Origin of the sequence: Sulfitobacter aquimarinus (assembly GCF_040149565.1) — a bacterium.
In the GTDB taxonomy this organism is placed as follows: domain Bacteria; phylum Pseudomonadota; class Alphaproteobacteria; order Rhodobacterales; family Rhodobacteraceae; genus Sulfitobacter; species Sulfitobacter aquimarinus.
This window is the reverse complement of record NZ_JBEFLO010000001.1, coordinates 573,920-595,151: the sequence shown is the minus strand read 5'-3', so window position 1 is coordinate 595,151 and position 21,232 is coordinate 573,920. Positions and strand designations below refer to the sequence as shown.

At 59.5% G+C, this 21,232-nt stretch carries 29 protein-coding genes; 18 read left to right on the top strand and 11 right to left on the bottom strand.

The features are described from left to right. Positions 1-55 precede the first annotated feature (55 nt). Positions 56-742, top strand: a complete 687-nt coding sequence (locus tag ABMC88_RS03180; RefSeq protein WP_349575372.1) for a M48 family metallopeptidase — start codon at positions 56-58, stop codon at positions 740-742. On the opposite strand, the gene ABMC88_RS03175 is transcribed toward ABMC88_RS03180, so the two are convergent. The 3 genes from ABMC88_RS03175 to ABMC88_RS03165 form a co-directional block, all read right to left on the bottom strand. Next, positions 739-1,053, bottom strand: a complete 315-nt coding sequence (locus ABMC88_RS03175; protein ID WP_349575371.1) for a DMT family transporter — start codon at positions 1,051-1,053, stop codon at positions 739-741. The two genes, ABMC88_RS03180 and ABMC88_RS03175, sit on opposite strands and share 4 nt — an antisense overlap. Then, positions 1,050-1,268 carry a helix-turn-helix transcriptional regulator gene (locus ABMC88_RS03170; RefSeq protein ID WP_349575370.1) on the bottom strand — a complete coding sequence of 73 codons (219 nt, stop codon included), beginning with the start codon at positions 1,266-1,268 and terminating at the stop codon, positions 1,050-1,052. The genes ABMC88_RS03175 and ABMC88_RS03170 overlap by 4 nt, the downstream gene beginning before the upstream one ends. A 117-nt stretch (positions 1,269-1,385) precedes the next feature. Beyond that, entirely contained in the window at positions 1,386-1,778 is a 393-nt protein-coding gene (locus ABMC88_RS03165) for a hypothetical protein (protein ID WP_349575369.1), read from the bottom strand. 8 nt (positions 1,779-1,786) lie between these two features. Here ABMC88_RS03165 and ABMC88_RS03160 point away from each other — a divergent pair, with 8 nt between their 5' ends. Next, positions 1,787-2,437 (top strand): GntR family transcriptional regulator, encoded by a 651-nt coding sequence (locus ABMC88_RS03160; protein WP_349575368.1) that lies wholly within the window; start codon positions 1,787-1,789, stop codon positions 2,435-2,437. Positions 2,438-2,583: 146 nt separating this feature from the next. Here the strand turns inward: ABMC88_RS03160 and ABMC88_RS03155 are convergent, their stop codons facing one another. The 3 genes from ABMC88_RS03155 to ABMC88_RS03145 all read right to left on the bottom strand — a co-directional run bounded on the left by ABMC88_RS03155 (position 2,584) and on the right by ABMC88_RS03145 (position 4,679). Beyond that, positions 2,584-3,021, bottom strand: coding sequence for a protein-tyrosine phosphatase family protein (locus ABMC88_RS03155; RefSeq protein ID WP_349575367.1), 438 nt, complete (start codon positions 3,019-3,021; stop codon positions 2,584-2,586). A 38-nt stretch (positions 3,022-3,059) separates the two neighbouring features. Next, the gene (locus ABMC88_RS03150) at positions 3,060-4,022 is read right to left on the bottom strand and encodes an acetyl-CoA carboxylase carboxyltransferase subunit alpha (RefSeq protein ID WP_349575366.1); all 963 of its coding nucleotides are present in this window, start codon (positions 4,020-4,022) and stop codon (positions 3,060-3,062) included. Between the two features lie 63 nt (positions 4,023-4,085). After that, positions 4,086-4,679: a LysE family translocator gene (locus ABMC88_RS03145; protein WP_349575365.1), complete on the bottom strand. Its 594-nt coding sequence runs from the start codon at positions 4,677-4,679 to the stop codon at positions 4,086-4,088. Between the two features lie 144 nt (positions 4,680-4,823). On the opposite strand from ABMC88_RS03145, the gene ABMC88_RS03140 reads away from it, so the two are divergent. Then, complete coding sequence (locus ABMC88_RS03140; protein WP_349575364.1) at positions 4,824-4,952, top strand: hypothetical protein; 129 nt, start codon at positions 4,824-4,826, stop codon at positions 4,950-4,952. A gap of 74 nt (positions 4,953-5,026) precedes the next feature. Here the strand turns inward: ABMC88_RS03140 and ABMC88_RS03135 are convergent, their stop codons facing one another. Continuing rightward, on the bottom strand, positions 5,027-5,983 hold the full coding sequence (locus ABMC88_RS03135) for an L-malyl-CoA/beta-methylmalyl-CoA lyase (protein ID WP_349575363.1): 957 nt from the start codon (positions 5,981-5,983) through the stop codon (positions 5,027-5,029). 247 nt (positions 5,984-6,230) lie between these two features. Here ABMC88_RS03135 and dgcN point away from each other — a divergent pair, with 247 nt between their 5' ends. From dgcN to ABMC88_RS03120, 3 genes are all read left to right on the top strand, one after another. Beyond that, on the top strand, positions 6,231-7,232 hold the full coding sequence (gene dgcN, locus ABMC88_RS03130) for an N-acetyltransferase DgcN (RefSeq protein ID WP_349575362.1): 1,002 nt from the start codon (positions 6,231-6,233) through the stop codon (positions 7,230-7,232). A 90-nt stretch (positions 7,233-7,322) separates the two neighbouring features. Continuing rightward, complete coding sequence (dgcA, locus tag ABMC88_RS03125; RefSeq protein WP_349575361.1) at positions 7,323-8,288, top strand: N-acetyl-D-Glu racemase DgcA; 966 nt, start codon at positions 7,323-7,325, stop codon at positions 8,286-8,288. Continuing rightward, positions 8,288-9,154: a D-amino-acid transaminase gene (locus ABMC88_RS03120; RefSeq protein ID WP_349575360.1), complete on the top strand. Its 867-nt coding sequence runs from the start codon at positions 8,288-8,290 to the stop codon at positions 9,152-9,154. Before dgcA ends, ABMC88_RS03120 begins: the two co-directional genes overlap by 1 nt. Before the next feature lie 22 nt (positions 9,155-9,176). On the opposite strand, the gene ABMC88_RS03115 is transcribed toward ABMC88_RS03120, so the two are convergent. Both ABMC88_RS03115 and ABMC88_RS03110 read right to left on the bottom strand, forming a co-directional pair. Next, a complete protein-coding gene (locus ABMC88_RS03115) occupies positions 9,177-10,070 on the bottom strand; it encodes a calcium-binding protein (RefSeq protein ID WP_349575359.1) in 894 nt (297 codons plus the stop codon). Between the two features lie 120 nt (positions 10,071-10,190). Beyond that, positions 10,191-10,508: a DUF1244 domain-containing protein gene (locus ABMC88_RS03110; RefSeq protein ID WP_349575358.1), complete on the bottom strand. Its 318-nt coding sequence runs from the start codon at positions 10,506-10,508 to the stop codon at positions 10,191-10,193. 154 nt (positions 10,509-10,662) lie between these two features. Between ABMC88_RS03110 and pyk the strand changes: the two genes are divergently transcribed. From pyk to ABMC88_RS03055, 11 genes are all read left to right on the top strand, one after another. After that, on the top strand, positions 10,663-12,108 hold the full coding sequence (gene pyk, locus ABMC88_RS03105; protein WP_349575357.1) for a pyruvate kinase: 1,446 nt from the start codon (positions 10,663-10,665) through the stop codon (positions 12,106-12,108). Between the two features lie 30 nt (positions 12,109-12,138). Further along, positions 12,139-12,363: a hypothetical protein gene (locus tag ABMC88_RS03100; RefSeq protein WP_349575356.1), complete on the top strand. Its 225-nt coding sequence runs from the start codon at positions 12,139-12,141 to the stop codon at positions 12,361-12,363. Between the two features lie 133 nt (positions 12,364-12,496). Then, positions 12,497-12,697: a 50S ribosomal protein L35 gene (gene rpmI, locus ABMC88_RS03095; protein WP_349575355.1), complete on the top strand. Its 201-nt coding sequence runs from the start codon at positions 12,497-12,499 to the stop codon at positions 12,695-12,697. Between the two features lie 11 nt (positions 12,698-12,708). Then, a complete protein-coding gene (gene rplT / locus ABMC88_RS03090; protein ID WP_349575354.1) occupies positions 12,709-13,074 on the top strand; it encodes a 50S ribosomal protein L20 in 366 nt (121 codons plus the stop codon). A 323-nt stretch (positions 13,075-13,397) separates the two neighbouring features. After that, positions 13,398-14,471 (top strand): phenylalanine--tRNA ligase subunit alpha, encoded by a 1,074-nt coding sequence (gene pheS / locus ABMC88_RS03085; RefSeq protein ID WP_349575353.1) that lies wholly within the window; start codon positions 13,398-13,400, stop codon positions 14,469-14,471. Then, positions 14,468-14,860 (top strand): hypothetical protein, encoded by a 393-nt coding sequence (locus tag ABMC88_RS03080; RefSeq protein ID WP_349575352.1) that lies wholly within the window; start codon positions 14,468-14,470, stop codon positions 14,858-14,860. The genes pheS and ABMC88_RS03080 overlap by 4 nt, the downstream gene beginning before the upstream one ends. A 5-nt stretch (positions 14,861-14,865) precedes the next feature. After that, on the top strand, positions 14,866-17,265 hold the full coding sequence (gene pheT / locus ABMC88_RS03075) for a phenylalanine--tRNA ligase subunit beta (RefSeq protein ID WP_349575351.1): 2,400 nt from the start codon (positions 14,866-14,868) through the stop codon (positions 17,263-17,265). 94 nt (positions 17,266-17,359) lie between these two features. Beyond that, entirely contained in the window at positions 17,360-17,803 is a 444-nt protein-coding gene (locus tag ABMC88_RS03070; protein ID WP_349575350.1) for a YtoQ family protein, read from the top strand. A gap of 86 nt (positions 17,804-17,889) precedes the next feature. After that, positions 17,890-18,225 carry a hypothetical protein gene (locus ABMC88_RS03065; RefSeq protein ID WP_349575349.1) on the top strand — a complete coding sequence of 112 codons (336 nt, stop codon included), beginning with the start codon at positions 17,890-17,892 and terminating at the stop codon, positions 18,223-18,225. A gap of 244 nt (positions 18,226-18,469) precedes the next feature. After that, complete coding sequence (mscL, locus tag ABMC88_RS03060) at positions 18,470-18,838, top strand: large-conductance mechanosensitive channel protein MscL (protein WP_349575348.1); 369 nt, start codon at positions 18,470-18,472, stop codon at positions 18,836-18,838. A 143-nt stretch (positions 18,839-18,981) separates the two neighbouring features. Next, positions 18,982-19,437, top strand: coding sequence for an Lrp/AsnC family transcriptional regulator (locus ABMC88_RS03055; protein WP_349575347.1), 456 nt, complete (start codon positions 18,982-18,984; stop codon positions 19,435-19,437). 4 nt (positions 19,438-19,441) lie between these two features. Here the strand turns inward: ABMC88_RS03055 and ABMC88_RS03050 are convergent, their stop codons facing one another. Together ABMC88_RS03050 and rpsU are read right to left on the bottom strand one after the other, a co-directional pair. After that, entirely contained in the window at positions 19,442-19,858 is a 417-nt protein-coding gene (locus ABMC88_RS03050; protein ID WP_349575346.1) for a VOC family protein, read from the bottom strand. A 123-nt stretch (positions 19,859-19,981) separates the two neighbouring features. Continuing rightward, positions 19,982-20,188 (bottom strand): 30S ribosomal protein S21, encoded by a 207-nt coding sequence (rpsU, locus tag ABMC88_RS03045; RefSeq protein WP_007118112.1) that lies wholly within the window; start codon positions 20,186-20,188, stop codon positions 19,982-19,984. A 111-nt stretch (positions 20,189-20,299) separates the two neighbouring features. Here rpsU and ABMC88_RS03040 point away from each other — a divergent pair, with 111 nt between their 5' ends. Next, entirely contained in the window at positions 20,300-20,992 is a 693-nt protein-coding gene (locus ABMC88_RS03040) for a COQ9 family protein (RefSeq protein WP_349575345.1), read from the top strand. Positions 20,993-21,232 lie beyond the last annotated feature (240 nt).

Genomic DNA, 21,232 nt, shown 5'->3' with positions numbered 1-21,232 from the left:
AAGGCAGGCTGTCCAGTGCAAAGCCTCTTTCATGCCCCTATTCAAGAGCCGCCCCATGTCCGATCCGCACCTGCCAGGTGATCCGCCTGTCCCGCTGACCTTGCGCCGATCCGCGCAGGCCAAGCGTATTTCGCTGCGGATCAGCCAGCTGGACGGGCGGGTGACGCTGACCATGCCAAAACGGCTGGCGACGCGCGAAGCGATGGATTTTGCGCGCAGCAAGGAGGCGTGGATTCGCAAACATCTGGCGGCGCGTGGTGAAGATGTCGCGGTGGGAATCGGGTCAGAGCTGCCATTGGGCGGGCAGATGGTTGCGGTGCAATCAGGACATGGTCGGCGGGTGGAGATCTCGCCCGAGGCGATCATGGTCCCCGGCCCGCCCGAGCGGGCAGGAAAACGCCTTGCCGCGCACCTGAAGGAACTGGCGCGGGACCGTCTGGCTGGCGCGAGCGATGATTATGCCGACCGTTTGGGCCGCAGCTATGCGCGGATTACCCTGCGCGACACCCGTTCGCGGTGGGGTTCGTGCACCAGCGATGGCGGGCTGATGTACTCATGGCGGTTGATTATGGCGCCGCCAGAGGTGCTGGATTACGTCGCCGCCCACGAAGTGGCGCATCTGGCGGAGATGAACCATTCGGCCGCGTTCTGGGCGCAGGTGACGCGGATTTATGGTGACTATGCCGCGCCCCGCCAATGGCTGCGCCGCCACGGCAGCACGCTACACCGCTACAAGTTCTAGGCCATCTTGAGTGCTGCAATCCCCGCCGCCACCAGCGCGATACCGCCAAGGCGCAAAGGGGTGATCGCGTCTCCGAAATAGATGATACCAACCAGTGCCGCACCGATCGCGCCGATACCGACCCAGACCACATAGGCCGTGCCCAATGGCAGTTCCTTCATCGCCATGGCCAGCAACCAGAAGCTCAGGAACGCGGCCACGCCGGTGGTCACGCTGGGCAACATTTTGCTGAACCCATCCGAGGCTTTCATCGTGCTGGCCCAGACAACTTCGAGCAGGCCAGCGGCGACCAGAATGATCCAAGGGTTCATAGCGTATCCTTTTCTTTGTGAGGGAGTTGAAAGAGGTCATGCACACTGACGCCCAACACGCGGGCAAGGGTTAGGGCGAGGGTGGTTGAGGGAATGAAAACACCGTTCTCGACCGTGTTGATCGTTTTGCGCGACACGCCTGCTTTCGCGGCCAGCCCGGCCTGCGTAAGACCTGCTTTTTTGCGGTGGTGCTGTAGGTGGACGATGAGACTCATCTGCGGCCCAACAGGTCAAGAGCGGATTGGACCAGCAGGAAGACGGCTGCGGCGCTGGTGAGTGTGATGGCCAATTGCAGGTCGCCGCCTGCTTGGGTCAACCAAAGGAGAGTGCCGCTAGTGATGGCACCCCCAGAAACCGGCGAAGGCGGCGGTGCGCCTGTCTGCGCGATAGCTTTCATCAAATGCCGCGATAGTCGCTGACGCATTGGCGAGCAAGTTGACACCGAACACCACCGCGGCGGCAACCGCGCCCGCCGTGATCGGCGCCCAATGCGGGAGCGCCTCTGGTGGAATGCCCAGAGTGGCGGCGCAGGCATAAGCAGCGCAAATAACTACAGCGATGCCAAAGGTGATCATGCGGATTAGGGTCAGGGAATCAGTCGAGATCATCTTGGTGTCCTGCTTAGGTAACTTAAGGGTGACATAATTGAACCAAGAGGTAACTTCAAGGTTACATACTGATGGAGTGAACGTTGTTCTCTTGACGCCGCTGCTGCTTGTGATCACAAAAAGCCATGTCCCTTGCCCCCCGTCCCGTTGACCCCGCTCCGCTGACCCATGACCGCGTTTACCGCGACCTGCGCACGCGGGTGATGCATGGGGATATTCCACCTGGCCACGCGCTGACGCTGCGCGGGATCGGGAAGGAATACGAGGTGTCGATGACGCCCGCACGTGAGGCGGTGCGCAGGCTGGTGGCCGAGGGCGCACTGAGCATGAGTAATTCGGGCCGTATCGCGACGCCTGCGCTGAGCAATGAGCGGATTGAGGAGTTGGCTGCTTTGCGGGCGTTGATCGAGGTCGAGCTTGCCTCGCGGGCGCTGCCACGGGCGCATCTGGCCCTGATCGAGCGATTGCAGAACATCAACGCCAAAGTGGCAGAGGCCGTCGCGCACCGTGATGCGGTCAGCTACATCCGCACCAACCTCGAGTTTCACCGAACGCTTTATCTACGTGCCCAAGCGCCAGCGATGTTGGCGATGGCCGAGACGGTCTGGTTGCAGATGGGCCCCACGATGCGTGCGCTTTACGGGCGTCTGCGCCGCACCGAGCCGCCGCAGTTCCACCGTTTGATTATTGCTGCTTTGCGGGCGGGGGACGAGCCGGGGTTGCGATTGGCGGTGCGGTCGGATGTGACGCAGGGCTTGCGCATGTTGGCGAGCTGACGGGGCTTGGCCCGCGCGTGCTTTGTGTCTGCCGGTGCAAGTGCAATTTGGCGTGCGGGGGTGGGGCTGAAACGCTACTGGTGTGCGTGTCGAGGGTTGGGGATTGAGTTTAAGGGCAAAATAAAGAAGGCGAATGTGGTGTGTCTTCAAGCCTGTTTTTCCATGATTTTATGGATGAAGGCGGTTTGCTGGGGTGTGTCTGGCACGTGAGTGCCGCGCTTTTTGCTGACGTGGGTGAGTGCTGTGGCCGAGGTGTAGCCGAAGTGGCCCAGAACGGCGCAGGCAAGCATACCCGAACGGCCGATGCTGGCGTGGCAATGAATGGCGATTTTGTCGGATGCTTGCAGTCGTGCCGCAAGGGCGGCGGCGAAGGACCGGAACTGCGCTGCGTCGGGCAGGTGCATGTCGCGGATCGGGTGGTTGAGGAAGTCGATGCCGATGTCGGCGCAGGTTTGGGCCTGTGTTTCGAGGCCCACTGCGGCTGCCTCTTGCGGCTCTTGTAGGGAGACGAGTGTTTGGATGCCCGCGGCTTTGAGGGCGGCCAGATCATCGGGCAGGACGCGGGGGCGTGTGGTGATCGACAACGCCCCCGGCAGATTTATAGCAATCGGGTAGAGCGTGATCAGGCTGCCAGCCCCCGATCGCCGAGGTCGAGGTATTTCTCACGGCGGTCTTTGATCAGGGCCTTGGCGTCTTTGCCTTCAAGCGAGGCGAGCATCTCGGAAATTGTTTCCGCGACAGAAGCGATAGCGGTTGCGGGGTCGCGGTGTGCGCCGCCGCGGGGCTCTGGGATGATGCGGTCATTGACGCCCAGTTGCTTGAGGTCTTGGGCCGTGAGGCGCAGTGCTTCGGCGGCTTCGCGCATTTTCTCGGCGTCTTTCCACAGGATTGACGCGCAGCCTTCGGGCGAGATCACGGAATAGACCGAGTGTTCCAGCATCGCGACGCGATTGGCCGTAGCGAATGCCACCGCGCCGCCAGAGCCGCCTTCACCAATGATGACGCTGACCAGTGGCACGCCGATTTCGAGACATTTTTGCGTGGCGCGGGCGATGGCTTCGGACTGGCCGCGCTCTTCCGCGCCTTTGCCGGGATAGGCGCCCGGTGTATCGACGAGGGTGATGACAGGCAGGCCAAAGCGGTGGGCCATTTCCATCAGGCGGACCGCTTTGCGGTAGCCTTCGGGGCGGGCCATGCCAAAGTTACGCTCGATCCGTGATTTGGTGTCATTGCCTTTTTCATGGCCGATCACCATCACCGGCCTGTCGTTAAAGCGGGCGAGGCCGCCCATCACCGCGTGGTCGTCGGCGAAATTTCGATCACCAGCCAGCGGTGTGTATTCGGTAAAGAGCGCTTCGATATAGTCTTTGCAATGGGGGCGGTCGGGGTGGCGGGCGACCTGACATTTGCGCCAGGGCGTCAGGCTTTTATACAGATCATCCAGCATTTTGGCGGCTTTTGCGTCCAGTGCCTTTGCCTCTTCGGTCACATCGGTATCGGGGTCGCGCCGCGCCATGGCGCGCAGCTCTTCCGCTTTGCCTTCGATCTCGGCCAAGGGTTTTTCGAAATCCATATACTGGGTCATCTGTCTGCTCCGCACTGGTGTTGGGCTTTATATGGCGATGATTTGGGCGTGATGCAACGCTGCTCAGAGTCCCAGCACGGGATAGAGGGATGCGATGAGCAAGGCGGCCATGGTCCAATTGTACGCACGCAGGCGGCGCGGGTTGGTCAGGATGCGCTGCAATTGCTGGCCTGCGATCGTCCAGATAGACACCGACGGCAGGTTGACCACGGCAAAAAGCAGCGCCGCAAGGGCCAGCCACCACAGCGATGCCTCGCCCACATAAACAGTGACCGCCGTCAGGGCCATTGCCCATGCCTTGGGGTTGACCCATTGAAAGCCCGCGGCCTGTAGAAATGTCATAGGCGCGCCTGCTGTGTCGTTCTTGCTGATGGGGGCGGCATTGGCGATCTTCCACGCCAGCCAGAGCATGTAGATGACGCTGGCGATTTTGAGGATGTCATAGATCACGGGAAAGCGGTCGAATATCTGGACCAGCCCAGCGCCTACGCTGAACAGCATCACCATGAACCCGATGGAAATGCCCATCATATGCGGAATCGTCCGCGCGAAGCCGAAGTTCGCGCCCGAGGCCATGAGCATCAGGTTATTCGGCCCCGGTGTGGCCGAGCTGACAAATGCAAAAATTGCGAGGGCGGTAAGGGTCTCGAACGTCATGTGCAGTGTTTGGGCGAAACGGGGCGGGAAGGGAACAGGCGTTTTGGGCGCAATGGAAACAGAGTGTTTCCCTTTTGGCTTCTTGCGCTTGTCTTTTCGCGATGGGCAGAATGTGGCAAGAACTTGTCCAAAAGGTGGCGCATTGTGAGCTTGGTAAATTATGTACTGATCGGATTGCTGGGGACGATACTGGCCATTGCGCTGTATTCTGCACGCATGGACATGTCGGGCAGCAATACGCCAGATCAGGGGCAGGTGACCGTTGTGGTCTAATTCTTCTTGATCGGTAAAACGCAAGCGGGCGCGCCATTCACTGGCGCGCCCGTTGCTGTTTAAAGGCGGACAGATCAGCCCGAGATCATCTCGGACTGGCGCACGATGACTTCGGCCTGTTTGATCGAGGCAATGTCGACAAGGCGGCCTTTGTAGACTGTGGCTCCTTCGCCATTGGCCTTTGCCGTTTCCATCGCGGCAAGGATTTCGCGGGCCTCGGATACGGCTTCATCCGAGGGGGTGAAGACCTCGTTGCTGATGGCGATCTGTTTGGGGTGGATGGCCCATTTGCCAACCATGCCAAGTGTGGCCGAGCGGCGCGCTTGCGCACGGCACCCCTCATCATCGGAAAAGTCGCCGAACGGGCCATCAACGGGCAGGATGCCGTGCGTGCGGCAGGCCGCAACGATGGCCGTCTGCGCCCAGTGCCACGGGTCGGACCAGTGTTTCTGGCCTTCGTGCAGCATGTAGTAGTTTTCCTGCGTTCCGCCGATGCCCGTGGTCTGCATCCCCATCGAGGCAGCAAAGTCAGCGGCACCCAGGCTCATCGCTTCCAGACGCGGCGAGGCAGCGGCGATCTCTTCCACATGGGCGATGCCTGCGGCGCTTTCGATGATGACCTCAAAGGCGATGCGCTTTGTACGGCCTTTCGCGGCCTCGATCGCAGAGACAAGCGCGTCCACGGCATAGATGTCGGCGGCACAACCGACTTTGGGGATCATGATCTGGTCCAGACGCTCGGACGATTGTTCGAGCAGGTCCACCACATCGCGGTACCAGTAGGGCGTATCAAGGCTGTTGATCCGCACGGAGAGGGTCTTGTTTCCCCAATCGACGGTGTTGATCGCCTCGATCACATTGGCGCGGGCAATGTCTTTGTCATTGGGGGCGACGCTGTCCTCGAGATCAAGGTTGATCACATCCGCCGCCGATGCGGCCATTTTAGCAAAGAGCTTGGTGTTGGAGCCGGGGCCGAACAGCTGGCAGCGGTTGGGACGGGCAGGCGGGGTTGGCTGGATGCGGAAGCTCATATCAGGTGATCCTTTCGAGACATAAAATGTCGAATAATTGCCATGACGGGTTATAAAATTGCGCAGCTCGCCGCAAGCGGCTTTTTGCATGCGCAGCATTGAATACTGTGCAAAAATCGTGCGCTAATTTGAGGGATTTTCGAATTTCCTTGCGCGCAAATGGGTGCATGGGCTGCATACGCGATTGAATTTCGTGCAGGATGTCGCAAACTGCGCGAAACACTTATACTTTTCGGAGAATCGCGACATGATCCAAACACCTTATCTGCTGTTTCTGGGCGATGCCCCTGACCGTCTTGCTGCGAAAGTGGCGCAAGGGATCAAAGACTGGCGTCCTGAAAATGCTGTTGGCCAGTTCCGTCTGCCTGCGTGCGGCACGACTGTGGATTTGCAGGACATGACGCTGGCCGAGGGGCTTGCGGCGGGTGCCAAAACGCTGGTGATCGGTGTTGCCAACCGCGGCGGTGTGATTTCCGCCGCATGGAAAGAGGTGCTGATCGAGGCGCTGGCGATGGGGTATGATCTGGCCTCTGGGCTGCACAACCTGCTGAGCGATGAGGCGGATCTGGTTGACGCCGCAGCGAAGCATGGCCGCAGCTTGCATGACGTGCGCATTCCTTCTGTGGATTATCCGATTGCGAACGGGGTCAAGCGGACTGGCAAACGTGTGCTGGCTGTTGGGACGGATTGCTCTGTCGGGAAGATGTATACGGGGCTGGCGCTGGATCGTGCCATGCGGGCACGCGGGATGAAAAGCACGTTTCGCCCCACGGGCCAGACAGGGATCCTGATTACCGGTGACGGCGTGCCGCTGGACGCGGTGGTTGCGGATTTCATGGCGGGTGCTGTGGAATATCTGACTCCTGACAATGATGCGGACCATTGGGACGTGATCGAGGGGCAGGGCAGCCTGCACCATGTCAGCTATTCCGGTGTGACAATGGCGTTGGTGCATGGCGGCCAGCCCGACGCCTTGATCGTTTGTCATGAGCCGACGCGAGAGCATATGCGCGGTCTGCCGACCTATAAAGTACCCGAGATGTCCGTGATCCGCGATGTGGCCTTGTCCTTGGCGAAGGTTGCGAACCCTGATTGTGTGGTGATCGGCTATTCCATCAATACGCAGCACATGGGTGAAGACGAAGCACGGGCATATTTGGCGAAGGTCGAGGCCGAGCTGGGTCTGCCGGCGGTTGATCCCTTCCGTTTTGATGCAGAGCCTTTGGTGGATGCTTTGGCGAAAATCTGATCTGTTGCGCGTGCATCTGATTGCGGGATTGAGTTTAAGGGCAAAATAAAGAAGAGCGGGTGCCGTGGTGCCCGTTCAAGAGGGGTTTGAATGCAGATTGAAGTGACGGCGGATGTGTTTCGTTTGGCGCAGGTGTTCACCATCTCTCGTGGGTCGCGAACCGAGGCGCAGGTGCTGACGGTGCGGATCAGCGATGGTGGTTTCGTTGGGATGGGCGAGTGTGTCCCATATGCGCGGTATGGCGAGACGTTGGAGAGCGTGACGGCGCAGATTGAAGGATTGGCGGGCGTTGTTACCCGTGACGCTTTGTATGATCTGTTGCCAGCGGGGGCGGCACGCAATGCAGTCGATTGCGCGTTGTGGGATCTCGAGGCCAAGCGGGCGGGCAAACCTGCGTGGGAGTTGGCGGGGTTGGCTCCGTTGGCACCGCAGATCACCGCCTATACGCTGTCGCTGGATACGCCCGAGAAGATGCAAGCGCAGGCGGCCGAGCACGCGCACCGCCCGCTTTTGAAGATCAAGCTGGGGACGCCGGACGACATGCCAAGGCTTGAGGCTGTTCGCGCTGGCGCGCCTGATAGCACCATAATTGTGGATGCGAATGAAGGGTGGTCCGCGCAGGTCTATGCTGATCTTGCGCCGCATCTGGTACGGCTTGGCGTCGCTTTGGTCGAGCAGCCGTTGCCTGCGGGGGAGGATGATGCGCTGATCGGGATGGCGCGGCCTGTGCCGGTGTGTGCGGACGAATCGTGCCACGACCGTGGCAGCCTGCCTGCGTTGGCGGGCAAGTATGATGTGGTGAACATCAAGCTGGACAAGACCGGCGGGTTGACCGAGGCCTTGGCCTTGCGCGATGCCGCACTTAAGGCGGGGTTTGATGTGATGGTTGGGTGTATGGTCGGATCGTCTTTGGCGATGGCACCTGCGATGTTGGTGGCGCAGGGGGCAAAGGTTGTGGACCTTGACGGGCCGCTCTTGTTGGCCGAAGACCGCGACACGCCTTTGAAATTCGATACAGCCGGGGTGCATCCGCCCGTGGCAGCACTTTGGGGATAATGACCATGCGGACAGTTTATGTGAACGGGCAGTATATGCCGGAAAACGAAGCCACGATCTCGATCTTTGATCGCGGGTTCCTGATGGCGGACGGGGTGTACGAAGTGACCTCGGTGCTGGATGGTAAGCTTATCGACTTTGACGGCCATGCGGTGCGGTTGAACCGCTCGCTGGGTGAGCTGGACATGCGCAACCCGATCTCCAAGGAGGATTTGCTGGAGGTCCACCGCGAATTGGTGCGCGCGAACGAGATTGACGAGGGGCTGATCTATCTGCAGATCACCCGCGGCTCGGACGGCGACCGCGATTTTGCTTTCCCAGACCCCGAGACGACGGAGCCGACGATTGTGCTGTTCACGCAGAACAAGCCCGGTCTGGCGGACAGTCCTGCGGCCAAGAAGGGCGCGAAGGTGATAAGCATTGACGACATCCGCTGGGGCCGTCGTGACATCAAGACCGTGCAGTTGTTGTATCCGAGCATGGGCAAGATGATGGCCAAGAAAGCGGGCTGCGACGATGCGTGGATGATCGAGGACGGGATGGTGACCGAGGGGACTTCGAACAACGCCTATATCGTGAAGGGCAACAAGATCATCACCCGCCATCTGGGCACGGAAATCCTTCACGGGATTACGCGTGCTGCCGTCCTGCGGTTTGCAAAAGAGGCGCAGATGGAGGTCGAGGAGCGGTCCTTTACCATCGAGGAGGCGCAGAAGGCGGATGAGGCGTTCACCACCTCGGCCAGTGCTTTTGTAATGCCTGTGGTTGAGATTGACGGCGTGGCGCTGGGCGATGGCGTGCCGGGCAAAGTGGCGCTGCGCCTACGCGAGATTTATCTGGACGAGATGCGCAAGGCGGCGGTTTAGGGACCAGCCGCCTTTGGCTGGCTTAGACGGTTAGGCGTGCGAGGTAGTCTGCATTGTCGAACACCGCGACCGAGATGTTTTCAATATCGTCTGCGCCCAGCCCGTTCAAAACAGCGATTTCAGCGCCGTTAAAGAATGCACTGACCGAGTTTTGGCCAGTGTTCGGTTCAAATGTGATGACGGGATCAGCCTCCGTTTCGTTAAAGCGCAGGACGGCAAAGCTGTCTTCGGCGACGTTGAAGTCTGTCAGGGTCACGACCTCTTGGGGCGCGGAGTCGTCTAGGGCGATGTAGAAGTCGTCGGCGCCAGCGCCGCCCGTCATCTCGTCGCCGTTGTCGCCGATCAGGTCGTCACTGCCAGCGCCGCCGCGCAGCACATCTGGCGTGCCTATTTCGCTTGCTGGTCCCCGCGTGCCGTCGTCGCGCAGCGCGTCGATAGCGGATAGAATATCATCGCCGCCGCTGCCCGTCAGGGTGTTAGCGCCCAGCAGGTCCACGATCACATCGTCACCTACGCCGCCATTGACGGTGTCATCGCCAATGTCGCGCTGCTCGGCTGCGGTGTCACCGGGGGTGTATTGGTCGGCGCCAGCGCCCAGAAACACCAGATCATCACCCGCGTCGCCGTTGACCGTGTCGTTGCCTGTCCCGCCATACAGCGTGTCGGCACCCGATCCTCCGTCAATCGCATCTGCACCTGCGTTGCTCGACACCACATCGTCACCGGCACCGCCGCGCAGGATATTGTCCAGATCGTTGCCGTTGATCCGCTCTGCATTGTCGGTGCCCGTGAACTCTGTATCGGTCTCGTTCAGGGCCGTTGTTTCAAGGCCGTCATCCGCCTCGGCTGTTGTTTCGTCGTCGTCAAACATCACGGCGAGGCCCAGAAGGGCGGGGATAAGGAGTAGGGCAAGCATCGGGTCCACCATCGGTTATTCATTCCGCCCGAGACTGGAGGCTTTTGACTGCTCGCGCATGGGGAAAAATCGGCGCGTTAACCACTGTTTCCCCCAACGAAGCAATGCCGGCGGCTTCGGCTATGCCTTGCCGACATTCTCGTCAAAAGCGGTTTTGAACGCCTCTTGCTGTGCGCCTGTTGCGTCGGTTTGATAGTTGGCTTTCCACTCTTCCATGCTCATCCCGTAGAAAAGCTCGCGGGCTTCCATCTTGCCGATCTCGATGCCGCGTTCGGCGGCGGCTTCCTGATACCAGCGCGACAGGCAATTGCGGCAAAACCCTGCGAGGTTCATCATGTCGATGTTCTGCACATCGGTGCGGTCCTGCATCAGGTGCTGTTGCAGGCGGCGGAAGGCGGCGGCTTGCAGTTCGATCTCTTGTTGGCTGTGGTCGGTCATGAAAACGTCCTGTTTTTGGGGCCTGTGGCGGTGAAGATGTGGTTGCTGTTATATGATTGTAATAGTTTTCGGGTTCAAGTTGCCACAATCACGCGGTAAGTAGGGAATGTGATCGCTAACATTCGCGCTCCGTGTACAGCAGAGGAACAGCAATATGAGACGCCAACGCAACGTAAAAATCGTGGCAACGCTTGGGCCTGCGTCTGACAGCCTTGAGATGATCACCGCTTTGCACACCACGGGCGCGGACGTCTTCCGCCTGAACATGAGCCACGGCAGCCATGAAGAGATCCGCGAAAAGCACGCGATGATCCGCAAGGTGGAAGAGCAGACAGGATCGACCATCAGTATCCTTGCGGATTTGCAGGGGCCAAAGCTGCGGGTTGGCGTCTTTGCAGGCGATAGCGAAGAATTGGTAGTTGGCGCTGACTTCCGCCTTGATCTGGATACGGCAGAGGGTGATGCCAGCCGCGTTTGCCTGCCCCACCCCGAGATTTTCGAGGTGCTGAAGGAAGGCGCCTCATTGCTGGTGAATGATGGCAAAATCCGCCTTCGGGTGAAGTCTTGTGGTGCCGATTTTGCGAATTGCGAAGTTGTGATTGGCGGGACGATTTCGAACCGCAAGGGCGTGAATGTGCCGGATGTTGTACTGCCGCTGGCCGCGCTCAGCGACAAGGACCGCGCTGATCTGGAGTTCGTCTGCGGCCTTGGCGTGGACTGGCTCGCCCTCAGCTTTGTGCAGCGGCCCGAGGATGTGGCCGAGGCGCGTACGCTTGCCAACGGGCGGGCGGCGATCCTGTCCAAAATCGAAAAGCCATCGGCGGTTGAGCGGTTTGATGATATTCTCGAGGTCAGCGACGGCATCATGGTCGCCCGTGGCGATCTGGGGGTTGAGCTGCCTGTTTCTGCGGTGCCGCCCATCCAGAAGCGTCTGGTGCGGCGCTGCCGTGCTGTGGGCAAGCCTGTGATTGTGGCCACGCAAATGTTGGAAAGCATGATTGAGAGCCCGATGCCTACCCGCGCCGAAGTCTCGGACGTGGCGACGGCGATCTACGAAGGGGCGGATGCTGTGATGCTGTCTGCAGAATCAGCCGCAGGCAGCTTCCCCCTTGAGGCGGTGACCACGATGGACAATGTCGCCATCGAGGTAGAGGCCGACCCGACCTACACCCAAATCATTGAAAGCAGCCGCACGGCGTCGCGTTCGGGTATTGCGGATGCGATGGTGTCGGCCGCACGCGAAATTGCCGAGACTACGGACGTGAAAGCAATCTGTTGCTTTACCCAATCGGGTGCCACCGCACTCCTCACGGCGCGCGAACGCCCCCGTGTGCCGATCATCGCGTTGACTCCGCTCAAGGATACGGCGCGGCGGCTTGCGCTCAGCTGGGGCGTGAACTGTGTTATGACCGGAGAGCTGGATCGCTTTAAGAAAGCGGTTGTAGGTGCGGCGCGTGCCGCCCGCGAGGAAGGCTTTGCCACCGAGGACGATTTTGTCGTTGTGACAGCAGGTGTGCCGTTCAACGTCCCCGGCAGTACCAACATCTTGCGTGTAGCCCCTTGTGATGAGCGTTTGATTTTCGCCTCCGATCCAGAGTAACGTTTCCTTGATAGAGTAAGGAGACCTGTCATGGATACCGATCTGGCGCTTGTTATCGGGCTGATTGTTGCTGCGTTCTCAATCCCGTCGATCTTGTCGGCCATATCGGACCGCCGCGCACCGCGGGCCTCTGCGATTACGGTTCTGATCGCGGGCGGGCTGATCGTTTTTGCGATTCAGGGCAAGCCGGGCGGCTACCAGCTGGCGCAGATACCGGACGTTTTTGTAAACGTCATTGCGCGGTTTATGCCATAGCATTTGCGCAGGCGCGGTTTCCCCTCTTGCGTAAATCTGCCCTGCATTCTATAGCCCACTCTCATTCCTGCGCGGCCGGCCTCAAGTGGCATGCCGAGTCGTGCGTAAACTGTAGACTTAATAGGAGACAGAAATGCCCAAGATGAAGACGAAATCGAGCGCTAAAAAGCGCTTTAAGATCTCGGCGACCGGCAAGGTCATCGGTGGCCAGGCTGGTAAGCAGCACGGCATGATCAAGCGGAGCAAGAAATTCATCCGTAACGCACGCGGCACGACAGCATTGTCCGAGCCAGATGCCAAGATCATCAAGGGCTTCATGCCCTACGACCGCTAAGGAGAGCCGAGATGTCCCGTACAAAAGGTGGTGTGGTCACTCACGCCCGTCATAAAAAAGTTATCAAGGCAGCCAAAGGTTACTACGGCCGTCGTAAAAATACGTTCAAAGTTGCGCGTCAGGCCGTCGATAAGGCGAACCAATACGCAACCCGCGACCGCAAAAACCGCAAGCGCAACTTCCGCGCCCTGTGGATCCAGCGGATCAACGCGGCTGTGCGCGCCCATGACGCCGAGCTGACGTATTCCCGCTTCATCAACGGCCTGAACCTGGCCGGTATCGAAGTGGACCGCAAAGTTCTTGCTGATTTGGCCGTGAACGAGCCCGAAGCATTTACTGCTATCGTAAAGCAAGCGCAGGCGTCTTTGGCTGCTTGAGCCCGACCCTGAGCTAAAATTGTGAAAAGCCGCGCCCATCATAGCGCGGCTTTTTGCTGTCTGGGGTGTGGGGGTCCGATTCGAAGTTTCGCCAATGTCCCATCATGTTGCGCGTGCCATAGCTGGCTGGCAGGGCGCGGATGCGATTTGGTGCTGCGCGGGTGATGACCCGCTTTTGCCCTGTCCTGCGACGCCCTGATCGGGCAAATCAGCCGTTTCCGCCTTTGCGCACCCGCCGGCTGGCGTTGCTGTGTGGCCTTGTGATGCTTGCACCGCTGCCGCACTCGGGGTAGCAGGGCAGGGATGACAAAAGGGGCGATAGCGTGGACGATCTCAAGCAAAAATACCTGACACGGATTGCAGATGCGGGCGACGAATCCGCGCTGGAAGATATTCGCATCGCTGCTGTTGGTAAAAAAGGCGAGGTTGCGCTGAAAATGCGCGAGCTTGGCAAGATGACTCCGGAAGAGCGGCAGGTCGCTGGCCCCGCGCTGAATGCGCTGAAGGATGAGATAAACTCGGCACTGGCGGCAAAGAAGGCCGCGTTGGGCGATGCCGCGCTGGACGAGCGGTTGCGCAGCGAATGGCTCGACGTGACGCTGCCATCCCGCGTGCGCCCCGCAGGCACCTTGCACCCTGTGTCTCAGGTCACCGAAGAACTGACCGCGATCTTTGCCGAGATGGGGTTCTCCGTTGCCGAAGGCCCGCGCATTGATACCGATTGGTACAACTTTGACGCGCTCAACATCCCCGGCCATCACCCCGCGCGGGCCGAGATGGACACATTCTATATGGCGCGTGCTGCGGATGATGACCGCCCGCCGCACGTCTTGCGCACCCACACCAGCCCCGTGCAAATCCGCACGATGGAGGCCGAAGGCGCACCCCTGCGCATCATCTGCCCCGGCGGTGTCTACCGCGCCGATTACGACCAAACGCACACGCCGATGTTCCACCAAGTCGAAGGCTTGGCGATCGACAAAGACATCTCCATGGCGAACCTCAAATGGGTGCTGGAAGAGTTCTTTTCCGCGTTCTTCGAGATCGACGGCATCAAAACCCGCTTCCGCGCCTCGCACTTCCCGTTCACGGAGCCTTCGGCCGAGGTGGATATCCAGTGCTCGTGGGTCGACGGACAGCTGCGCATCGGTGAGGGTGACGGTTGGATGGAAGTACTCGGCTCTGGCATGGTGCACCCTAAAGTACTTCACGCTGGCGGGATTGATCCCGACATCTGGCAGGGCTTTGCCTTTGGCATGGGGATCGACCGCATTGCGATGCTGAAATACGGGATACCCGATTTGCGGGCGTTTTTTGATTCAGACCTGCGCTGGCTGCGGCATTATGGGTTTGCCAGCTTGGATCAGCCGAATTTGCATGGTGGGCTTTCAAGATGATCCCTTCTTCTATCAAACTTTCAAGCGTTGCCAGTGTACTTCTTTTTAGCTGTTGTTTCGCGGTGTCTGCACAAGAAAAGATAACTCTTGAGGAGTTCGTTTCTTCTGTGGATCGAACACCAATTACCTTTGTTGGCAGTGTTACTTACGATGAAATGAACAGTGCATTTCGGTTCATTAGTCAGGCGGAAGACTGGTTTGGACTATCCGTTGATGCCGGCAGAGATGTTCGTGAAAAGATGGAGAGTGGTTGTACGAAAGCAAACCTTTTTCAGTCCTATGAGGATCTTTGCAAAATTAGCGCGACTGGAACCGTAGAAATACGCGGAGGTAACGTGTTTCTTAGTATCGAAACACTGGATGCTTTCACGCCACAAAAAGGAAGCTGAGTCTTATGAAATTCACACTCTCTTGGCTCAAAGAGCACCTCGACACCACGGCTTCGGTCGATGAGATCACCTATGCCCTGACCGATCTGGGTCTGGAAGTGGAGGGGGTCGAGGACCGTGGTGCCAAGCTGCGAGACTTCACCCTTGGCTTTGTGAAATCCGCCGAGAAGCATCCCGATGCGGACCGCTTGCGCGTGTGTCAGGTTGAGACGGATGAGGGCCTCCAGCAGATCATCTGCGGTGCGCCCAATGCGCGCGAAGGGATCACGGTCGTGATCGCCAAGCCCGGTGTTTATGTCCCCGGCATCGACACCACCATCGGCGTCGGCAAAATCCGCGGGATCGAAAGCTTTGGCATGATGGCCTCCGAGCGGGAGCTGGAGCTGTCCGAAGAGCATGACGGGATTATCGAGCTGCCCTCGGGCAACGTGGGCGACAGCTTTGTCGATTGGCTGGCCGAGAATGACCCCTCCAAAGTGGACCCTGTGATCGAGATCGCGATTACGCCGAACCGCCCCGATGCGCTGGGCGTACGCGGGATTGCGCGTGATCTGGCGGCCCGTGGTTTGGGCAAGCTGAAATCGCGGGATGTGGACGCGGTGGAGGGGAGCTTTGCCTGCCCTGTCAGCGTCACGATTGACGACGATACGACTGATCAATGCCCCGTCTTTTATGGCCGCCTTATTCGCGGTGTGAAAAACGGCCCCAGCCCTGCGTGGTTGCAGGACAAGCTGCGTGCGATTGGCCTGCGGCCGATCAGCTTTTTGGTGGATGTCACCAACTTCTTCACCTTTGACCGCAACCGCCCGCTGCACGTCTTCGACGCGGACAAGATTGCCGGCAACACTCTGCGCGTTCACCGCGCCAAGGGGGGGGAGACCTTGGTGGGGTTGGACGAGAAAGAATACACCTTTGACGAAGGTATGACGCTGATCTCGGATGGCGAAGGTGTTCAGAGCATCGGCGGCGTCATGGGTGGCCTGCCCACCGGCGTGAGCGAAGAGACGGTGAATGTTTTCCTTGAGGCGGCGTATTTCGACCGCGTGCGCACGGCCTATACGGGCCGCGCGCTCAAGATCAACTCGGATGCGCGGTATCGGTTCGAGCGCGGGATTGATCCAGAGTGGACGCCCTACGGGATCGAACATGCAACGCGGATGATCATGGATCACGCGGGCGGCGAGGCGTCAGAGGTCGTTGTGGCGGGTGCTGTGCCAGATACGGCGCGGGCCTATAAGCTGGACGCGAAGCGGGTGATCTCGCTGGTGGGGATGGACATCCCCGAGGCGACGCAGCGCCAGTCGCTGACCGCTTTGGGTTTCCGTCTGGAAGGCGATATGGCCCATGTGCCCAGCTGGCGCCCCGACGTGCAGGGCGAGGCCGATCTGGTGGAAGAAGTGGCGCGGATCGCATCCCTGACCAAGCTGGAAGGCGTGCCTTTGCCGCGTCTGAGCGCAGGCGTGCCACGCCCGATCATGTCACCGATGCAGCGGCGTGAAGTCACTGCACGGCGCACGGCGGCGGCGCTTGGCTACCACGAATGTGTGACCTACAGCTTCATCGACCAACCTTCGGCCGCGCTGTTTGGCGGCGGCACCGATGCGACGCGTCTGGAAAATCCGATCAGCAATGATATGAGCCATATGCGCCCCGCGCTGTTGCCTGGTCTGTTGCAAGCGGCGGCGCGCAATCAGGCGCGTGGGTTCGCGGACATGGCCTTGTTCGAGGTTGGCCCTGCGTTCAGCGGCGGAGAGCCGGGTGAGCAGCAGCTGATGGTGAGTGGCCTTTTGGTGGGGCGCACGGGTCCCAAGGACGTGCTGGGCGCGGCGCGTGATGTTGATGTGTTCGACGTCAAAGCGGACGCCGAGGCGATCCTGTCGGCTATTGGTGCGCCTGCAAAAGTGCAGATCCTGCGCGGTGCCGATGACTGCTGGCATCCGGGGCGTCACGGCAAGATCTGTCTGGGGCCGAAGAAGGTTTTGGGCATCTACGGCGAGGTGCACCCGCGGATCCTGGCCGCGATGGATGTGAAGGGGCCCGTTATGGCCTTTACCCTGTGGCCAGCCGAAGTGCCGCTGAAGCGCAAGGCAGGCGCGACACGTCCCGCGCTGAAGGTCAGCGACTTGCAGGCGGTCGAGCGTGACTTTGCCTTTGTCGTTGATGAAGGCGTCGAGGCGCTGACACTGGTGAATGCTGCGATGGGGGCGGATAAGACCCTGATCGAGGATGTGCGGGTATTCGACGAGTTCGTCGGCGGCAGTCTGGGCGAGGGCAAGAAATCCCTTGCGTTGACGGTGCGCTTGCAGCCCGCAGACGTGACGTTAAAGGACGCGGATATCGAAGCGGTTGGTGCCAAGGTCGTAGAAAAAGTGACAAAGGCGACAGGCGGCGTGCTGCGGGGGTGAACTCGGGCGTCTGCGCCCGTGGAGGCTGCGGGATTGAGTTTATTGGCAAAATAAAGAAGCGCGGGCTGCGTGTAATCAGGAACGGGAGCGTAAGATGTTGAAGGTCTATTTGTCGGGTGAGATTCACACGGATTGGCGTGAGCAGATTACCGAAGGGGCAGCGGCCCTTGACGTTGTGTTTTCGGGGCCTGTGACGGATCACGCGGCCAGCGATGATTGTGGTGTGGCGATTTTGGGCGCTGAGGCGGACAAGTTCTGGCATGACCGCAAGGGAGCGCAGATAAATGCGATCCGCACGCGAAAGGGAATTGCAGATGCGGATGTGGTCGTTGTGCGTTTCGGCGAGCAGTACAAGCAGTGGAACGCTGCCTTTGATGCGGGCTATGCCGCGGCGCTGGGCAAGTCGTTGATTATTCTGCACGGGGCGGATCATGCGCATGCGTTGAAGGAAGTTGATGCGGCGGCTTTGGCCGTGGCGTCGGAGCCTGCGCAGGTGGTTGATATTTTGCGCTATGTGCTGACGGCGCAGTTGCCGTGATGCTCGGGCTTGCGTTGGCGGCGGGGTTTGTTGCCCTATCTGTTGGCGGGGCCAGCGCGCAATCCTATTAAAAGGCGGCGCAGTATTTGATTGCGCAAGAGATCAAGGCTGCATGCCCCTCTGGCGGACGGTTCAAGCGGGCGGGGGCGGTTGAGCGGGATCTGACGGGCGACGGGCGCAGGGACTTGGTCTTGGCGCATGGGGGGCTGACCTGCATTGGGGGCAACCCGATCAGTCGCCGATGTGGGATGCAGGTCTGCACGGTGAAGCTGTTTGTGCGTGAGGAGCAGCTGCTGAAGCTCAAGTCCGACTTTTTGGGTGGCGGCGTCACGTTGGGGCCGACCTCTGTTCCCGTTATTTCCGGATATGCGCATGGTGGGGCCGCATGGGCGATCCGCTGGAACGGGCGGAATTTTCGCTGACGTCAGGCGGGGACGGGCGTTTGATGCCTCAACTTTGACGCGCGCGGCGCGGCGTGTTTTGCCCGCATAGGGCTATCTGTTTGTGAACGCTCGGGAATTTTTCGATTTGGTTTTACGGGACCTCAAAGCTGTCGTTTCCCCATAAAAACAAGCTGTCTCGTGATGGTTGCTGTGTTAGTTCCTGATGCAACGGTACTCAGGGTGGGAAATTCTGCGACCGACAACAAAAGTAAGGGACAAGCACATGCTTAACGAATTTAAAGACTTTATCGCCAAGGGCAACGTCATGGACATGGCCGTTGGTATCATCATCGGTGCCGCGTTTACCGCCATCGTTGGTTCACTGGTTGCAGACATGATTAATCCGCTGATTGGCCTGTTTATGGGTGGCGTTGATTTCTCTGGTCTGTCTGCATCGGTTGGCGAAGCAGAGTTCACCTATGGTAACTTCATCATGGCGATCATCAACTTCCTGATCATCGCGTTTGTTGTGTTCATGCTGGTTCGCACAGTGAACAAAATGAAGAAAGAGGAAGAAGCAGCACCAGAGGCCCCTGCAGGTCCCACACAAGAAGAACTGCTGGCCCAGATTCTGGTTGCTCTGAAGAAGTAAGTCCTGCGTTTGCAGTGATGGAAGGCCCGCCTGCGATGGCGGGCCTTTTGCGTTTTCGGTTTTGGGTATGATTGCGCACGGGGTGGTGTAAATAGCGTCATATCTTGCGTAGAAGGTACGGGTTACGCAAAGAGGATGCGCTCATGCTCGATTCTATTGATAAAAAGTTGCTGGCCGCGTTGCAGCGGCGCGGGCGTATGTCTAACGCAGGGCTGAGCGAGCAGGTGAACCTGTCGCCCTCGGCCTGTCACAGGCGGGTGCAGCGGTTGGAGGCGGAAGGGTATATTCGCGATTATGTCGCGTTATTGGACCCTCGTAAAATCGGGGTGCCGACGACTGTTTTCGTCGAGATTACCTTGCAGGGCCAAGCTGACGAAGTGCTGGATGCGTTCGAGAAGTCCGTGGCGCGGATACCCGATGTGTTGGAGTGTCACCTGATGGCGGGGTCTGCCGACTATCTGCTAAAGGTCGTGGCCGAGGATACAGAGGATTTCGCCCGCATTCACCGGCAGTATCTTGCGCGGTTGCCGGGCGTGGGGCAGATGCAGAGCAGTTTTGCCTTGCGGACGGTGTTCAAAACGACGGCGCTGCCGGTTTAGCGCATCAATCGTCGCGGCCTGCCTCGTCAGGGTTTGCCGAGAATAGTGCGATCTTGTTGCCTTGTGGGTCGCGCAGGTAGCTGACGTAGAAATGTGGGCCGTAGGCAGGGCGAAAGCCCGGTTTGCCGTCGTCTGTGCCACCTGCGATCAGGGCGGCGGCGTGGAGGTCGCGCACCTGCGATTGGGACGGGGCCTCGAATGCGGTCATCGTGCCGTTGCCTGCTGTGGCGGGTTCCCCGTTAAAGGTGGGTTTGACGTAGAAATCGGGCAGCGTTGCGCGTTGTCCGTCAGGGACGGGCAGGGCAAAGCTCAGCCCCTCCACTCCCTCCGACAGCTCGTACCCCAGCGCGGGCAGGAAGGCGCAGTAGAACCGTTTGGCACGGGGGATGTCATCGGCCCCGACGGTGACATAGGCGATCATGTTTGTGTCCTTCTTCGCGGGGAGGGATGCGGTGACCTGATTATAGGGGCCGCGGGCAAATAAAAAACCCCGCAACCACAGGGGCCACGGGGTAATCTATTCTCAAAGCATGGAGGGGATGATTTACATCATACCTTCGCGCTGTGCTTTCTTGCGTGCCAGTTTACGGGCACGGCGGATCGCTTCGGCTTTCTCGCGTGCTTTTTTCTCGGAAGGTTTCTCGAAATGTTGCTTGAGCTTCATTTCACGAAACACACCCTCGCGCTGAAGTTTTTTCTTCAGGGCGCGCAGCGCTTGATCGACGTTGTTATCGCGAACACTAACCTGCATGTGGTTTTCACCACCTTTCTAGTTTGAAGTTGCAAGGATTTGCAGGAAGTGGCCGTTTAGCAAAGATGTGCTATAATGTCCAGTGTTCAGGTCATCCCGAGGAGACACCCCATGCAGGAAACGCACAGCACCCCCAAAGAGCAGCTTTTGGAAGCGGCATTGATGCATGTCCCCTTTGACGGGTGGTCGCAGGCGACGTTCGACGCGGCAATTGCCGATTCGGGGGTGGAGCCGACAGTCGCGCACAGCATTTGCCCAAGGGGCGCTGTTGATCTGGCATTGGCGTATCATGCGCAGGGCGATGCTATGATGCTGGCGCAGATGGCGCAGGCGGATCTGGACGCGATGAAATACAGCGACCGTGTGGCCGCCGCTGTGCGGTTTCGCCTTGAGGCTGCCGAGGACAAAGAGGCCGTGCGCCGTGGCACAACGCTGTTTGCATTGCCGATGTATGCGCCCGACGGGGCACGCGCAATCTGGGGCACAGCTGACGCGATCTGGACCGCGCTTGGGGATACTTCGGAGGATGTGAACTGGTACACCAAACGCGCCACGCTGAGCGGGGTATATTCCTCCACCGTGCTGTTCTGGCTGGGTGATACCAGCGACAATCACGAAGACACTTGGGCGTTTCTGGACCGCCGCATCGGGGATGTGATGCAGATCGAAAAGTTCAAGGCACAGGTCAAGGCGAGCCCTGTTTTGAGCAAGCTGATGGCAGGCCCGAACTGGCTGCTGAGCCACGTCAAAGCGCCGCAGCGAATGCCTGCGAATGACCTGCCGGGGCGCTGGACGCGGCCTTAAGCCTGCTACGACAGCGCGACGAGGGTGGGCGGCGCGCCTTCTGCTGCTTAGATCAAGGTGCGCAGGTCAGGATGGCACGCGCTGGCGTGACAGGACCAAGGGCGCCCTCATCTTCGGCGCGTCACTTAACAGGCCGGCGCAGACAAACACAAAATTACGACATTGGCGGTGTGGGAGAGGTAGCGCTTCGGCCAGACGCGAGGCTGGATGCCGTGCGATCAAGTTTCGCGCTTTTCGCGC

Bases quoted from the DNA above. Each gene is read 5' to 3' on its own strand.
- ABMC88_RS03180 (WP_349575372.1), top strand. From the start codon at position 56: ATGTCCGATCCGCACCTGCCAGGTGATCCGCCTGTCCCGCTGACCTTG.
- ABMC88_RS03175 (WP_349575371.1), bottom strand. From the start codon at position 1,053: ATGAACCCTTGGATCATTCTGGTCGCCGCTGGCCTGCTCGAAGTTGTC.
- ABMC88_RS03170 (WP_349575370.1), bottom strand. From the start codon at position 1,268: ATGAGTCTCATCGTCCACCTACAGCACCACCGCAAAAAAGCAGGTCTT.
- ABMC88_RS03160 (WP_349575368.1), top strand. From the start codon at position 1,787: ATGTCCCTTGCCCCCCGTCCCGTTGACCCCGCTCCGCTGACCCATGAC.
- ABMC88_RS03150 (WP_349575366.1), bottom strand. From the start codon at position 4,022: ATGACCCAGTATATGGATTTCGAAAAACCCTTGGCCGAGATCGAAGGC.
- ABMC88_RS03145 (WP_349575365.1), bottom strand. From the start codon at position 4,679: ATGACGTTCGAGACCCTTACCGCCCTCGCAATTTTTGCATTTGTCAGC.
- ABMC88_RS03135 (WP_349575363.1), bottom strand. From the start codon at position 5,983: ATGAGCTTCCGCATCCAGCCAACCCCGCCTGCCCGTCCCAACCGCTGC.
- dgcN (WP_349575362.1), top strand. From the start codon at position 6,231: ATGATCCAAACACCTTATCTGCTGTTTCTGGGCGATGCCCCTGACCGT.
- dgcA (WP_349575361.1), top strand. From the start codon at position 7,323: ATGCAGATTGAAGTGACGGCGGATGTGTTTCGTTTGGCGCAGGTGTTC.
- ABMC88_RS03120 (WP_349575360.1), top strand. From the start codon at position 8,288: ATGACCATGCGGACAGTTTATGTGAACGGGCAGTATATGCCGGAAAAC.
- ABMC88_RS03115 (WP_349575359.1), bottom strand. From the start codon at position 10,070: ATGCTTGCCCTACTCCTTATCCCCGCCCTTCTGGGCCTCGCCGTGATG.
- ABMC88_RS03110 (WP_349575358.1), bottom strand. From the start codon at position 10,508: ATGACCGACCACAGCCAACAAGAGATCGAACTGCAAGCCGCCGCCTTC.
- pyk (WP_349575357.1), top strand. From the start codon at position 10,663: ATGAGACGCCAACGCAACGTAAAAATCGTGGCAACGCTTGGGCCTGCG.
- ABMC88_RS03100 (WP_349575356.1), top strand. From the start codon at position 12,139: ATGGATACCGATCTGGCGCTTGTTATCGGGCTGATTGTTGCTGCGTTC.
- rpmI (WP_349575355.1), top strand. From the start codon at position 12,497: ATGCCCAAGATGAAGACGAAATCGAGCGCTAAAAAGCGCTTTAAGATC.
- rplT (WP_349575354.1), top strand. From the start codon at position 12,709: ATGTCCCGTACAAAAGGTGGTGTGGTCACTCACGCCCGTCATAAAAAA.
- ABMC88_RS03080 (WP_349575352.1), top strand. From the start codon at position 14,468: ATGATCCCTTCTTCTATCAAACTTTCAAGCGTTGCCAGTGTACTTCTT.
- pheT (WP_349575351.1), top strand. From the start codon at position 14,866: ATGAAATTCACACTCTCTTGGCTCAAAGAGCACCTCGACACCACGGCT.
- ABMC88_RS03070 (WP_349575350.1), top strand. From the start codon at position 17,360: ATGTTGAAGGTCTATTTGTCGGGTGAGATTCACACGGATTGGCGTGAG.
- mscL (WP_349575348.1), top strand. From the start codon at position 18,470: ATGCTTAACGAATTTAAAGACTTTATCGCCAAGGGCAACGTCATGGAC.
- ABMC88_RS03055 (WP_349575347.1), top strand. From the start codon at position 18,982: ATGCTCGATTCTATTGATAAAAAGTTGCTGGCCGCGTTGCAGCGGCGC.
- ABMC88_RS03050 (WP_349575346.1), bottom strand. From the start codon at position 19,858: ATGATCGCCTATGTCACCGTCGGGGCCGATGACATCCCCCGTGCCAAA.
- rpsU (WP_007118112.1), bottom strand. From the start codon at position 20,188: ATGCAGGTTAGTGTTCGCGATAACAACGTCGATCAAGCGCTGCGCGCC.
- ABMC88_RS03040 (WP_349575345.1), top strand. From the start codon at position 20,300: ATGCAGGAAACGCACAGCACCCCCAAAGAGCAGCTTTTGGAAGCGGCA.